Source organism: Methanogenium cariaci JCM 10550, assembly GCF_001315945.1.
In the GTDB taxonomy this organism is placed as follows: Archaea; Halobacteriota; Methanomicrobia; order Methanomicrobiales; family Methanomicrobiaceae; genus Methanogenium; species Methanogenium cariaci.
Window position 1 is genome coordinate 113,708 of sequence record NZ_BBBG01000004.1, and the last position, 14,575, is coordinate 128,282.

Here is a 14,575-nt window from a genome sequence, read left to right on the forward strand (position 1 = left end):
GATTACCGGACATTTACGACCCCCCCCGTTCGTGCAGTGGCATCTGTGATGGTCAGTGCCGCAGTCTCTCTGAGTCCTTCGATGGTGTCCGTTGCTCGGAAGGTGATATCTGCCACCGGAGCGGCAGAACCAGCACTGATGCCTCCATCATCAGATAATACAACCGTAACAAGACCTTGGATGTTGTCAATTGTTACCTCAAAATCTGCCTCCTGAACAAGTGGTGTAGGGACAACATCTTCTACGGTAATAAACGCCGGTTCATAGGTGATGGCGAAGCTAAGTTCGGTGATATTATCGAGGTTATCTGCAGTCACTGCGAATTCTGCGAAATCATTGGCGGAGATTCTGCCCGTCGGGGGGGCGGTGAGCTCTACCGCCGGTGTTGCACTGACAACGACACAATCTTTTATGGTCACTGTAGCATCGCCATAGGGGTTCGCAACGGTCAGTCTGACATCATATGCACCTTCGCTGGTGTAGGTGTGCACCGGGTTCTGTTCTGCAGAGACATTTCCATCGCCAAACGACCAGTTCCAGAGTCCGGGATCCCCCGGTGGAAGTATCGGTGAAGGTGACCGGAAGTGGTGAATCCCCCCCGGACACCGGGGGGGTGGCAGTGAAGGATGCTGTCGGTTTTGAGCCCGCGGGTGTCAGGGTGAAGAAGACGTCTGCCGTCTGGTTTGCCTGCACCTGCACGCTTTCGGGTGTTGTGTTGTAGTACAGCGGTTTTACGAGCCGGATGTCATGGGTGCCGACCGGGATGTCGGGGGGGAGGGTGGTGTTAGTGAGAACAGTGGTGTTGCAGCCATCCAGCCAGATCCATGCCTTGTCAGGTGTTGAGGCGACATGGATTGCGCCACTCTCCTGTGAGAGGGAGAAGAAGACATCGGTGACCTCATCTGATGCTACCATCACACTCCGGTTGGCGGGTCTCAGGTAGCCCGGTTTTTCCACCGTGATGGTGTGCATGCCGGTGGTGATATTTGTAAGTGTGGTGTTCGTGAACTCGCCAGTGTCTTCACCATCGAGCCAGATAGTGGCGGCTGCCGGACTGGAGCGGACACAGATGTCTCCCAGGTGGCGGACGAGCGTGAAGCTCACGTCTTTCGTTTCGTCTTTGGTCAGGGTCACAATCTCACTCGCTGAGTCGTAACCATCCTTTGTGACCGTGACATTGTAGGTTCCAACCAGTCTGTCACTGAGAGTGGCGTTCGTGAGGTCTCCGGTTGCGGTGCCGTTCAGGTAAACACTCGCGCCGGACGGAGTGGAATTGATCTGCAGCGTCCCAACCTGTCCTGAGAGTGTGAAGCTCACATCTTTCGTTTCATCTTTGGTCAGGGTGACAATCCGGCTGGCAGAGTCATACCCGGATTTCTGAACAGTAACATTATACTCGCCAACAGGTTTGTTTGTGAAGGTGAAGTTCGTGGACTCTCCCGTTGCAACTTCGTTCAGGTAGATGTTCGCATTCGAGGGAGTGGAATTCACCTGCAATGTCCCGACCTGTTGCACTAATGTGAAGTCCACCCGTTCTGTGCTGGCATTCGTGAGAGTGACCGTCTCGGTCTTGGTATCGTAGCCAAGTTTCACAACTGTCACATTATACTCACCAACCGGCTTTCCTTCAAAGGTGAAGTTCGTGGATTTACCCGTTGCAACCTCATTCAGGCAGATGCTTGCATTCGAAGGGGGGGTGGAATTCACCTGCAACGTCCCGACCTGCTGCACTAATGTGAAGTCAACCAGTTTTGTGCTGGCATTCGTGAGGTTGACCATCTCGGTCTTGGTATCGTAGCCATCCTTCACGACTGTCACATTATACTCGTCAACAGGTTTGTTTGCAAAGGTGAAGTTAGTGGATTTGCCCGTGGAGACCTCATTCAGGTAGATGCTCGCATTCGAGGGAGTCGAATTCACCTGCAATGTCCCGACCTGCTGCACTAATGTGAAGTCCACCCGTTCTGTGGTCGCATTCGTGAGAGTGACTGTCTCGGTCTTGGTATCGTAGCCATCCTTCACGACTGTCACATTATACTCGCCAACAGGTTTGTTTGTGAAGGTGAAGTTCGTGGATTTACCCGTTGCAACCTCATTCAGGTAGATGCTTGCATTCGAGGGAGTGGAATTAATCTGCAATGTCCCGACCTGCTGCACTAATGTGAAGTCAACCAGTTCAGTGGTCGCATTCGTAAGAGTGACTGTCTCGGTCTTGGTATCGTAGCCATCCTTCACGACTGTCACATTATACTCGCCAACAGGTTTGTTTGTGAAAGTGAAGTTCGTGGATTTACCCGTTGCAACCTCATTCAGGTAGATGCTTGCATTCGAGGGAGTGGAATTAATCTGCAGAGTTCCAACCTGCTGCACTAATATGAAGTCAACCAGTTCAGTGGTCGCATTCGTGAGAGTGACTGTCTCGGTCTTGGTATCGTAGCCATCCTTCACGACTGTCACATTATACTCGCCAACAGGTTTGTTTGTGAAGGTGAAGTTCGTGGATTTTCCCGTTGCAACCTCATTCAGGTATATGCGTGCACCGTCCGGCGTCGAGTTGATCTGAAGTGTTCCTGTTGAGCGGGTAAGATTAAACACAGCAACCTTCGTTTCATCCCGTGCAGGGGTTATGATCTCAAATTCAGAATAATACCCTGCCAGAACAACCGTGGTATTATACTTTCCACCTGCCGGTTGACCGGTAAAGGTAAAGTTGGTTGATTCTCCCGTGTTAACGCCGTTCATATAGATTGCAGCTGAATCAGGGATGGAATCGATCTGAAGATCACCTGAACCAAGCCACTGGAAGACAGGTACTGGAATTTATAGGTGGATACCCGCCAGATTTTTGATGCATCCTCAGCGGTATCAATAATATCAACAGACCAGTTAAGGCCATTCCCGGTCGTCGTTTCGGTCAGGAAATCATAGTCCATGAATTCGGACCTGTCAGAAACAGGGATACCTTCACTGTTCCCGTTTTCAGCATACCGGTAACAGTTTTCGAGAGTACCCTCATTATCACCGACAAGACCTCCATAATCAGACCCGCCGGTTACTGAACCTGCTGCAAAACAGTCCTTTAGGGACGAACCCGAAATAAGATGTCCAGCAAGACCACCAATTTTGCTGGAGGAAGACGGTGTGGTTACATCACCCGATGCATAACAGTTCACCAGATTACAGGTAACACCTGAATATCCAACTTCACCGACAAGACCACCAATTTTGCTGCCGGAGGACGACGTTGTGGTCACATCACCCATTGCATAACAGTTCATACACGTGCCTTTATAGATCCATCCGGCAAGACCTCCGGCAGAACTCCCGCTGGAAATGACATCACCCGTTGCATAACAGTAAATGAGGTCACCATCACCGGGTCTGCCGATAAGACCACCAACAGAATCCCCCGCCACGAACATTGCCGGTTGCAGAACAATTGATAATATCGCCGGAATTGGTATACCCTGCAAGGCCGCCGATGTTATGAGTGCCAATGACATTGCCGCTTACCGAGCAGTTTGTCAGGCTGACAATAGTATCAATACGCCCGACAAGCACACCGACAAAAGACCCTCCGTGAACACCATCAGAACCGGCTTCAACTCTCAGGTCCTTAATCACCACATCGTCTATAAAACCAAACAGACCGACATAATTGGAACCGGCCTTATTCATGGTGAAATTACTGATGTGATATCCCTGACCATCAAAACTGCCGCTGAATCGAACACTGTTATTGCCAATCGTTTCAGCAGGGCTTCCATCGGCAAGGGAAATATCATTCGCCAGGATGAAGTATTTGTCCCAGTTGCCGGAGTCGGTTGAGAGATTGATGAGATCAGTCCGTGTGCTGATCTGATAGGGATCATCAGATGTGCCGATGCCGCCGCTGTACTTATTTTCAATTAATGTGAACGCGACTGTTTCATTCTCACCTGCGGAAAGATTTACTATTCTGAATTTAGGTGTGGAAGTATAGTCACTGCGTTCAATCGTGACATTATAGGACCCGGTGTCAAGACTGCTCAGCGTCGTGTTCGTGACACCCCCCCGCACAGTCCCGTTCAGGTAGACAATCGCACCGGCAGGCGTCGAATTGACCTGCAGACTGCCCGTCTCATGCGCAAGCTCAAAGAACACATCCGTCACGCCGCCCCCGGAAACATTCACCGACTCATTGATGCCGGCATAGTAATCATCCAGCACCACCGTCACATTGTGATTGACATCAGAGACAATTTCCGCAACCGTCGCATTCGTCTGCACCGAGCGGTTCACGCCATCAATCCATATCCATCCACCGGCAGGTGAGGAATTAATTTGGAATTCACCGGCAACACTCGCAAGAGGGGGGGCAATCACATTCCAGCCGTCACCCAATCCGGTCAGGTTGGCGTAGACATACTTTTCCACCGTGTTCACCCCATTGATGCCGGAGACTTCTCCCCCCCATGCATCACCGGTGGTGTTCCACATGGTGAGGGTCGACGCATTGATCCCGGTGACATCAGCATCAGTATAACTGACATTCAAAAGCATCCAGTTTGGTGCCGTGACATTCACAAAGTGGCTGATGTTGCCGTATCCCGCCGGGTCTGCCGGGAAGGTGCCCGTGGCACCGGCAATCTGCATGGCACCGCCAAAGGTGAAGGAAACAGACGTGTTCGCATCATCTGAACGTGAGGTTCGTGAAGCTGACGCCGGTGCAGTCTGCAACCACAGAGAAGTCGTCACCGGCACTACTACCCGCAGTGATATCCGTGAAGGTCGCATCATCCGAGCCTGAAACCAGATAACAGGCACCACCCTCAGTTGCAGCGGTGTTGCCCGTGTATGCGGTATCCGTGATCACGGCATTATCCGCGTTGGAGAAGTAACAGGCACCGCCCTCGTTTGTGGCCGTGTTGTCGGTGTAGGTAGTATTGGAAATATCCGGATTACCGGACAGTTCAAAGTAACACCCACCACCACAACCCGCGGTATTGCGTGTGAAGGTTGCGCCCGTCACGACAGCATTATCTACAAAACCGTACGCCGCTCCACCGCCACACGTCACGGCGGTGTTGTCTGCAAAGGTCGTATCCGTCAGAACGACATTTTCGCAGTAAAGGAAAATCGCTCCGCCGCCATACGCATCTGCTGTGTTATTCTCAAAGGTTGTACCCGTCAGATTGATACCGTCAGAGTACGAGACGAACACTCCGCCTCCATGATTAGATACTGTGTTGTTCTTAAACGTAGAACCAATCAGGGAAGCGTTGTTGGAATATTGGTAACTACAAGTCCCACTCCCCCCCTTCTGGTTACTATTATAATAAAAGCCTGAATTGGCTACCACACTGTCATCGACATATTTCAGAGAGAATGCAGACCCACTCTGGCCCAGTTTTGACCCATGATTAGCCATAAAGACACAGTTCGTGATTCTGAAACCCGTGAGGTGTGCACCTTCCGTCCCCATAACAGAGACCCCCCCGGCACTATTGTCATCAGTATAACTGTTGCCTGATATATTGAGGGCCTGTAAACTGACGTTATCGGCGGTGATGTATATTGCCGGAGCACTGTGGGAAGTGTCTGTTATAAGCGGGCGGACAGGTGATCCCTCCCACTGTTTGATGGTGACATCCGCCGCAGTGATGTTGAACCCGCCCTCATAGGTATGCCCGTCAGTTCCCCCCCAGATCCGGATGGTGTCCCCCCCGTCGCCGATTTCAGGGATGCAGGAGACATTCGTATAGTTCCCTACTCCTGCAACGTGCGAAACATTCCATATCGCCGGGTGAACGATAGAGGCAAGGGTGAATGTCACGGGCGCATTCGGCCCGGCATTCGTAATGGTGACCGTCTGTGCATTCGGGGTGAAGTAGCCCGCTTTGCCAACAGAAATGGTATGCTCACCCACCGGAAGATAGAACGGACGGTTGGTGAGGAGGCCGGAATCCGTCCCGTCAACAGAGACGTTTGCACCGGCAACTGAGGAATTAATCTGAACATATCCGCCATACACCAGCGGGTATATATCGGTGCCAAACCCTGTGATCTCAAATTTCTCATCACAGATACCATCGAAATCTGCGTCCGTCGCGGTTTCCGATATATTCTGCTGAGGATCAGTAATCCAGAGGTTTCCGCCAAGATTCGGGCCGCCCGCGATATTTGTGCCGGAGATTTTTGGGATATAGCACAGATAGGCACTGGATAAATCGTCCGCACGGAGATTGTCTGCATTATCCAGGAAACAGTTCCGGATTGTGGCAGCACCGGACGTATTCAGGTAAATTCCGCCGCCGCTACCTGCGGTATTATCAATGAACGATGTGTTTGCGAGTACAACAGAATCAGAATTTAATGCAAAAACGCCACCTCCATGGACGAGAACCGAATTGTTTCTGAATGTGGAATCTGCAACTGAACCACTATCTGAATCACAGAATGAGATCCCGCCGCCATTTCCGTTCGCAGAATTGCCGATGAATGTGGTGTTGGTAATGTCAGCACCCATTGACTCAAAAAACATCATCCCTCCGCCCCCCCCGAACATGTATTCTGAACCATCCGTTGCAGAATTCCGGACGAATGCTGAATTCCTGACAACTGCATTCAGGGAGTCTTGAAAACATAATCCGCCGGCAAACGCTGCGGAATTATTTTCAACGATTGTGTAGTCCAGAACTGCATTTTCAGAGTCGTAAAAATACGCCCCCCCGGCCGCAAAATTTGCCGAATTGTTTGTGAATGTCGTGCGAATCAGGTTGACATCATCGGAGCCGGAAAAATACGCCCCGCCGCAATCATATATTCCTGTGTTATTCTCAAAAGTCGTGTCTGTCAGTGTGGCATCAACACAGTCAGAGATACACAATCCACCGCCATCTTCTGCACGGTTGTTGTAAAAGGTCGTTCCCGTGATACTGCTGTCATTGATACGATACAGATACACTGCACCCCCCGCTACTGCCGTCAGCAGTCCCGTTGTTTTGAGTGAAGAAGCAGTCGGTGATTGTGAAACCCGTGAGGTATGCATCTTCCGTCCCCCCCTGACAGAGACACCGGCACCGTGGCCTTCGTAGGTGTTGCCGGAAATATTGAGCCCCCCCGCGAGCGTGACATTGTCTGCGGTGATCTTTATTGCCGGAGCACTGTGGGAAGTGTCTGTTATAAGTGGCCGGACGGGGGGGAACCTTCCCACTCTTTAATCGTCACATTCGCGGCAGTGATGTTGAACCCGCCTTCATAGGTGTGCCGGTCCGTCCCCCCCAGATGCGAATGGTATCTCCTCCCCCCCCGATCTCAGGGATTTCTGACACATTCGTATAGTTCCCAACTCCCGCAATATGTGAGACATTCCATATTGCCGGATGCACGATTGGCACCGAAAAGGAAAACGTAATTGGATCATTCGTTTCCGAATTACTGATAGGGACCGTCTGCGAACCCGGATTCGGATGCCCTGCGAGCGTTACCGAGACGGTATGCTCACCCACCGGAAGATAGAACGAACGGTTGGTGAGAAGGCCCGTATCCGTTCCGTCAACATAAACGGTTGCACCGGCAACCGAGGAATTAATCTGAACAGAACCGCCGTACACAAGCGGGAATGCATCGGTGCCAAACCCGGCGATTGCAAAACTCTCATCACAGATACCATTGAAATCTGCATCCGTGCCGGTTTCCGATATATTCTCCTGAGGATCAGTTATCCAGAGGTTTCCACCCAGATTCGGGCCGCCCGCGATATTTATGCCGGGGGGGGAAACTGAGGAATAATTCAAGGCAGCATTGATTGAAACGTCTACAGCGAGATTGTCTTCATTATCCAGGAAACAGTTTTTAATTGTGGTGCTATTGGAATGATTCAAGTGGATTCCACCGCCATTCCCTGCGGTATTATCTATGAATGACGTGTTTGCGATTACAGCAGAACCACATCCCCCCATGCATAAACGCCACCGCCATTGGCTATGACAGAATTGTTTCTGAATGTGGAGTTTGCAACACCAGCATTCTCTGACAATACAAATGAGAGGCCGCCGCCCTTTTCATTTGCTGAATTGCTGGTGAATGTGGTATTGGTGATGTCGGCATCAGATGATTCACAAAACAGTATGCCCCCCCCGCCGCCATACCCATCCGCTACATCATCTGCATCATTCCGGGTGACTATTGTATTCTTGATGACGCCATTGTTGGAATTAATGAAACACGCGCCCCCGCCGCCATAAAATGTTGCCGTGTTGTTATCAAAGATGACGCCGTTCAGGACAGTATCTTCAGATTCTTCGACACCCGCTCCGCCGCCGTACATTGCCGTGTTGTTTTCAAATATCGTGTGGGTCAGGGTGGCACCATTGGAAACGATATTCACCCCCCCGCCGCCACATTCTCCTGCACTGTTATTCTCAAATAGTATGCCTGTCAGGGCGGCACCTTCGGATTCACTGATATACACTCCGCCGCCACCAGCCCCCCCTGCACTATTGCCATTAAAGGTCGTGCCCATGATCCTACTGTTGCTGACATACCTCAGAGACACTGCACCGCCATAACCTCCATCTGCTGCCGAATTCCCTGAAAAGGCACAGTCAGCGATGGTGAAGCCATATAACTGCGTCGTAGAATTCCCTTCGACAGAGACACCGGCACCGCCGCCTCCATAGGTGTTGCCTGAGATATCGAGGGCCTGCAACGTGACGTTGTCTGCGGTGATGCTGATTGCCGGAGCACTGTGTGAAGTGTTTGTTATGAGCGGTGCGGCAGGTGATCTATCCCACTCTTTAATCGTCACATTCGCGGCATTTATGGTGAACCCGCCTTCGTAGGTGTGACCATCCGCCCCCCCCAGATGCGGATGGTGTCCCCCATCGCCGATTTCAGGGATGAGAGAGACGTTCGTATAGTTACCGCCCCCGTCAATATGTGAGACATTCCAGACCGTCGGGTGAACGAAAGACGGTGATAAGGAAAACAAAACGGGATCATTCGGGCCGGAATTGCTGATGGTGACTGTCCGGGAATCCGGGTTCTGGTAGCCTGCCAATGTTACCGAGATGATATGCACACCAACGGGGGGGAGATAGAACGACCGGTTGGTGAGGAGGGCGGTGTCTGTTCCGTTGATATAGACTGTTGCACCGGCAACGCTGGAATTAATCTGAACAAAACCGCCATATACAAGCGGGTATGCATCGGTGCCGACTATGGTATTCTGATCATCATAGATCGTGTAACCTTCATCACATATTCCATCATAATTGGCATCCACATGGGTATCGGAAAAGCCAGTGTATTCTGGGGGGGTGGAGTAGACATTTCCTCCACAGTACGGTCCGCCAACAATATTGTCTTCCAGAATAAGGGATCGGTTAAAGACAACGTTCCAATTAAATTCCGGAGATTCGGGCCCTGATTTTGCAATAAAATTCCCATTGTTGCAGAGGAAATTATTCACAAGTGTTACCGTGCTTTGATAAGCAAACACCCCCCCGCCCGTCTTGTCAGAGGCGGTGTTATCGGTTATCGTGCTGTTTTCAATGGTTAGATCCTCGTAAAAACAGACACACCACCGCCAGAATCCACAGCGGTGTTATTGGTTATTATGCTGTTTTCAATGGTTAGAGTTCCGTTATGAGCCCACACACCCGCACCGGAATCTGTTACGGAGTTATTGGTTATGGTAGTGTCTTCAATGGTTAGAGTTCCACCATTAACACGCACACCCCCGCCGTAGAAAGGATTATTTTGGTTATTAGAGATGTCCAGACTGCGTATGATGATATTACTAGCGTTTGTAGTTATTGTTGACGTTTTGGATGTGGCGGTAATAAGCGGCCGGACAGGTGAACCGTCCCACTGCTGTATTGTCACATTCGAGGCAGTGATGTTGATGCCGCCCGCATAGGTGTGGCCGTCAGTACCCCAGATTTGTATGGTGTCCCCCCCGTCGCCAATATCAGGGATGAGAGAGACATCCGTATAGTTCCCGTTTCCTGCAATATGTGAGACACTCCAGACAGTCGGATGCACTATCGGCGTAAGGGTGAACGTAACGGGATCACTCAGACCGGCATTCGTGATGGTGACCGTCTGGGAATCAGGGTTCCTATACCCTGTTAATGATACAGAAATGGTATGCTCCCCCACCGGGAGATAGAACGAACGGTTGGTGGTCAGGGTCGTGTTTGTTCCATCAATAGAAACATATGCACCGGTAACCGTAGAGTTTACCTGAACAGAACCGCCATACACGAGCGGGTATGCATCGGTGCCGACTGTGCGAGTGCCACTATCATCAATCCTATGACCTGCATCACAGATTCCATCATAATTGGCATCCGCATGGGTATCGGAAAAACCGGTGCCTCCCGGAGTGGACCAGACATTTCCACCACAATACGGCCCGCCGACAATATTATCCTGCAGGAGAAGAGGCCGGTTAAAGACAGAATTCCAGTGCCATTCCCAGTCATGTTCTGCATAAATGTTGTAATCGTTGCAGAAGAAATTATTCACAAGTGTTAGCGTGCTTTTATATGCATACACCCCCCCCGCCGTTATCAAAAAATGCATCGTTATTGGTTATGGTGGTGTTTTCAACGGTCAGGGTCCCGCCACCTACATACACGCCCCCCCCGCCATATTTTGCAGTGTTATCGGTTATGGTGGTGTTTTCAATGGTCAGAGTTCCGCCATCTACATATACTCCCCCCCCGCCGCGTTCAGGATAATTCTGGTTATCAGATATGTCCAGACCACGTATGAGGATATTATTGCCGGTTGTAGTTATTGTTGGCGTTTCTGATGTGGCGGTAATGAGCGGACGAACAGGGGGGGAACCCTCCCACTGCTCTATGACAACATTTGGTGTGGATATGATGATGCCACCCGCATAGGTGTGGCCTTCAGTTCCCCATATCCGGATGGTGTCACCATCTCCTATTCCTCCGAGGATGTCAGATATTTCCGATTTATTTCCAACCCCATCAATATGCGAGACACTCCAGACAGTTGCTGAAACAGGCATAACAGCTATAATGCTGAGGAAGAGTAGTGCAATGAGAAGAAAACAGATAATACCTCTTTTCTGTCGGATGGGTTGTGATACCCTATCGTAGGTAGGTGGTGGGGGGGGAAAATTCATACGATCATTTGCAATTCGGCATATAAATACGCTCTCATTATTCATCATATAAATGGTTTCGCAAAATATTGTTGGGAAAAAGTCGATAGATCTGTAAAATATATATATAAATCAGAGATCAGTTGTATTTTAAAAGATATTCATGCGAATAAATCCTGAATATAAATGTGCGGATGTCGCGATAAAACAATAAATAGGTACTCATTCTGGACTCCTTCCCTCATCGCAAAAGATGTACTGAAATATGTCAGAAGATGCGCCTGTTTTCTCTGGGGGGGGAGGGGGGGGAATGGAGAAACAGTTATGCCGTATTTGTTGCTAAAGGCAGGGATGAGATATTTAAAAAATGGAGGTGATATTTCCTGCCCGGGCAGGCACATATAATTTTGGAAGTGCCGGTCCTGTGGTTTGCGGTCAGGGCCATTCTCTTCTGATTCGGCATGGGTCCGGATATATTGAGGGGGGGATTGGTGTGGATTGAGTGAGGTGATGGTCTCCTGGTCCCGGTTGTATCGGGGTGAGAGTGACGATTCATCGGAACCTGCCGCTGGCGAAATGGTTCTGCACTTTTTATTCAAACAGTGGACCACCCAGCCGGAATCCGGTGCCTGCATCGGCGGGCCGGTTTGCCTCCATGAATGCATGGACTACTTCCCGGTCGCCGCTTTCCAGTGCTGTTTCAAGGGCGGTGGTGTCGATGCCTTTCTCCTGCATCCGCTGGATCATCCGCTGGATCATCCGCTGCATTCGTTCTTCGTTCATCATGGGTGCATCTGCGGGCCGGTTCGCCTCGAGAAATGCATGCACCGCTTCCCGGTCACCGTTTTCAAGAGCGGTCTCAAGGACGGTGGTGTCGATGCCGTTTGCCTGCATCTTCTCAAGGGAAAAATGAATTCCGGTGCCATCTTTCATCATGCCCTTGTGTCCCGTTCCGTCGCCCGCACCCATCGGTACGGCCATCGCGGCGCAGACACAAAGCACGACAAGGCCGGTCAGTGCTAATACATATTTTCTGCTCTTCTTCATTCTTTATCTCCTGTTTTTTCGGGCACGGGCAGGGGGGGGAACACCTTTCCGGGCCTCTGAACATACAGTTCACGCGGAAGGGGATAAATGCATAAAATGGAAGAGAGAGAACAATGCAACCACGGGGGGGTTGCATGATGGTTCCAGGTGTTCGTACTAACCCCCCCCGGACCCAGTCGCCGGGAAGGGGCCATCCGACCATAATTATATTCCTGTTGCTTCTGTATGGGGGGGGTTCAATGACTGACGCACAGCACGGCAATCCCGAAGAGAAAAAGCCCTCCGTTGAGGTCTCAGAGAATGGCCCCCCCTACATTGCACACAACATCACACGTCTCCGCAACTCGAAGGGCGTGCACATCGAGACCACCTCGACCGTGATCCTCTGCCACTGCGGACACTCAAAGAACAAACCGTTCTGTGACGGGAGCCATTATTACGAGAAGTTTGAGGACGAGAAGAACTAAATAACGGGGGGGAGTGATGCAGTCAGTGAGACTGCATGATAGGGCAGGGATTTTTTACTCCGCCCTCAGTGCCTCAATTGGGTCAAGGTTCGATGCCCGCCATGCCGGGTAAACACCTGAGAGGATACAGATCACAGCACCGATGATCATCCCCCCCTCCGGGACGTTTGCAATACTCTCCCATGTGAAGAAATACTCCGTTGTCCCGACCATCCCGAAGACGGCCACGTACCCGATCACCACTGACAGGATGGCACCGATGCCTGCACCGACAATGCCGATGATCCCCGCCTCATAGACAAACATCCGCAGAATCTCATCCTTCTGCGTCCCGATACTGCGGAGGATGCCAATCTCGCGAATCCGTTCCGTCACAGACATCATCATCACATTGAAGATGGAGACTGCCGCCACAAGGAGCGAGATCGCCGCGATGGCAACGGCAAAGGTGGTGATCGTCCCAAGGGTTGAGGAGATGGTGTCAAGCATCCGGCTGGAGTCCTGAATCTGCACCTCGTCATCCTTCCTGTTCAACGATTCATCAATGCTCTCGGTAACCGCGTCAATGTCGTTAATATCATCAACAATCACGTTCACCTGCGTATACTCGTCCTCATTGTCATAACGGCCGGTGAAGAACTTCTCGGTCGCGATGATCGCATTGTCTGAGTTCAGGTCCATCGACAGCCCGCGTTCCTCAAGGATGCCGGTCACCCGGACAGTTGACTCGCCCTCTTCATCCTCCTCGTCACCGATGGTGACCTTGCTCCCGACTTCGATGCCATACCGCTCGACAAAATCCGGGCCGACAACAACCTGCGAGGTGGTAGAGGGGGGGAAACTCCCGTCCGTGAGAGTCAGAACATCCTTCATCGCTTCATCGTCCATCGCATAAATAGCCGAACGCCCACTCTCAGAGCCTGCTTCAATGGAATCACTCTCCGAATAGAGATAATAGACATACGAAGAACCCGCAGCTTTCCGGATGTCGGTATACTGGTCAGGTTCAAGATAATCATCCCGGTTCCGCCACTTCGCCCAAACAACCCGCCGCCCCCCCCGCCGGTGTCCGGTTGTACCACAAGGACATTCGCCGTTGCGGTGAGCTCCTCGATAACCGAGAGAGTCATGCTTGCAGAGATCATCCCGATGGACGCAATCGCGACAACACCGATGACGATTCCCAGCGCCGCTAAGACGGAACGCATGAGGTTCAGGCGCACACTCCGCACGGACAGCTGAAAGATAATGTCCGGTTTTTTCATGCAACCCTCCCGTCCTGTATCCGGATGATGCGGTCTGCATACGTGGTTGTCTCCGCGTCATGCGTCACCATGATCACGGTCCTGCCTTCCCGGTTGAGCCGGGCGAGCATCTCCATGATCTGGGTACTGGTCTTTGAGTCGAGGTTCCCCGTCGGCTCGTCACAGAGGAGAATCGCCGGTTCATTCACCAGCGCCCGTGCGATTGCCACCCGCTGCTGCTGGCCGCCGGAGAGTTCCGAGGGACGGTGTGCGGCAAGCGCCGCGTCGATACCCACCGAATCAAGGAGGGCCTGCACGCGGCCGGACGTGTCATACGTCCGGTCTTTGAGGAGCAGCGGGTACTCGACGTTCTCGTAGGCCGTCAAAAGCGGAATGAGATTGAACTTCTGAAAGATATAGCCAATCGAGTCCCTACGGAGTGCGGTCAGGTCAAAGTCACTGAGTTGGCCTATATCCTGTCCTTCAATCCGGACGATGCCTGCGGTGGGCACATCCAGACACCCGATCTGGTTCATGAGAGTGGATTTGCCTGACCCGGACGACCCGATGATCGCGACAAACTCCCCTCTCTGTATTTCAAGAGAAATGCCATCGAGTGCACGGACATCCCCGGAAAGGAGGGGGGGGTATATTTTATGCACATCCTCAAGTGCAATAACCGGTGTGGAGTCCAT

12 protein-coding genes and 1 pseudogene are annotated in these 14,575 nt (G+C 51.5%); 1 reads left to right on the forward strand and 12 read right to left on the reverse strand.

The genetic code is table 11. The features are described 5' to 3' along the window. Positions 1–2: 2 nt before the first annotated feature. The 10 genes from JCM10550_RS22110 to JCM10550_RS05410 all read right to left on the reverse strand — a co-directional run bounded on the left by JCM10550_RS22110 (position 3) and on the right by JCM10550_RS05410 (position 12,169). Complete coding sequence (locus JCM10550_RS22110) at positions 3–566, reverse strand: PKD domain-containing protein (protein WP_245618787.1); 564 nt, start codon at positions 564–566, stop codon at positions 3–5. After that, positions 460–2,742 carry a PEGA domain-containing protein gene (locus JCM10550_RS22115; RefSeq protein WP_062397538.1) on the reverse strand — a complete coding sequence of 761 codons (2,283 nt, stop codon included), beginning with the start codon at positions 2,740–2,742 and terminating at the stop codon, positions 460–462. Before JCM10550_RS22115 ends, JCM10550_RS22110 begins: the two co-directional genes overlap by 107 nt. Then, positions 2,739–3,416 carry a GLUG motif-containing protein gene (locus JCM10550_RS05375; RefSeq protein ID WP_062397540.1) on the reverse strand — a complete coding sequence of 226 codons (678 nt, stop codon included), beginning with the start codon at positions 3,414–3,416 and terminating at the stop codon, positions 2,739–2,741. Before JCM10550_RS05375 ends, JCM10550_RS22115 begins: the two co-directional genes overlap by 4 nt. After that, a complete protein-coding gene (locus JCM10550_RS05380) occupies positions 3,373–4,737 on the reverse strand; it encodes a PEGA domain-containing protein (protein WP_172673775.1) in 1,365 nt (454 codons plus the stop codon). Before JCM10550_RS05380 ends, JCM10550_RS05375 begins: the two co-directional genes overlap by 44 nt. Then, positions 4,673–7,195, reverse strand: a complete 2,523-nt coding sequence (locus JCM10550_RS05385; RefSeq protein ID WP_062397543.1) for a NosD domain-containing protein — start codon at positions 7,193–7,195, stop codon at positions 4,673–4,675. The genes JCM10550_RS05380 and JCM10550_RS05385 overlap by 65 nt, the downstream gene beginning before the upstream one ends. 10 nt (positions 7,196–7,205) lie before the next feature. Then, positions 7,206–7,943, reverse strand: coding sequence for a PEGA domain-containing protein (locus JCM10550_RS05390; protein WP_062397545.1), 738 nt, complete (start codon positions 7,941–7,943; stop codon positions 7,206–7,208). Next, on the reverse strand, positions 7,919–9,523 hold the full coding sequence (locus tag JCM10550_RS20460) for a right-handed parallel beta-helix repeat-containing protein (RefSeq protein WP_281175276.1): 1,605 nt from the start codon (positions 9,521–9,523) through the stop codon (positions 7,919–7,921). Before JCM10550_RS20460 ends, JCM10550_RS05390 begins: the two co-directional genes overlap by 25 nt. Positions 9,524–9,540: 17 nt before the next feature. Then, positions 9,541–10,545: a NosD domain-containing protein gene (locus JCM10550_RS05400; protein WP_172673777.1), complete on the reverse strand. Its 1,005-nt coding sequence runs from the start codon at positions 10,543–10,545 to the stop codon at positions 9,541–9,543. After that, entirely contained in the window at positions 10,532–11,026 is a 495-nt protein-coding gene (locus JCM10550_RS05405) for a right-handed parallel beta-helix repeat-containing protein (protein WP_157199950.1), read from the reverse strand. The genes JCM10550_RS05400 and JCM10550_RS05405 overlap by 14 nt, the downstream gene beginning before the upstream one ends. 687 nt (positions 11,027–11,713) lie before the next feature. After that, on the reverse strand, positions 11,714–12,169 hold the full coding sequence (locus tag JCM10550_RS05410; protein WP_062397551.1) for a hypothetical protein: 456 nt from the start codon (positions 12,167–12,169) through the stop codon (positions 11,714–11,716). A 239-nt stretch (positions 12,170–12,408) separates the two neighbouring features. Here JCM10550_RS05410 and JCM10550_RS18235 point away from each other — a divergent pair, with 239 nt between their 5' ends. Next, entirely contained in the window at positions 12,409–12,636 is a 228-nt protein-coding gene (locus JCM10550_RS18235; protein ID WP_157199951.1) for a CDGSH iron-sulfur domain-containing protein, read from the forward strand. A 54-nt stretch (positions 12,637–12,690) separates the two neighbouring features. On the opposite strand, the pseudogene JCM10550_RS05425 reads toward JCM10550_RS18235, so the two are convergent. Together JCM10550_RS05425 and JCM10550_RS05430 are read right to left on the reverse strand one after the other, a co-directional pair. Next, positions 12,691–13,901: pseudogene (locus tag JCM10550_RS05425) on the reverse strand (ABC transporter permease). Next, positions 13,898–14,575: an ABC transporter ATP-binding protein gene (locus JCM10550_RS05430; protein ID WP_062397558.1), complete on the reverse strand. Its 678-nt coding sequence runs from the start codon at positions 14,573–14,575 to the stop codon at positions 13,898–13,900. Before JCM10550_RS05430 ends, JCM10550_RS05425 begins: the two are co-directional and overlap by 4 nt.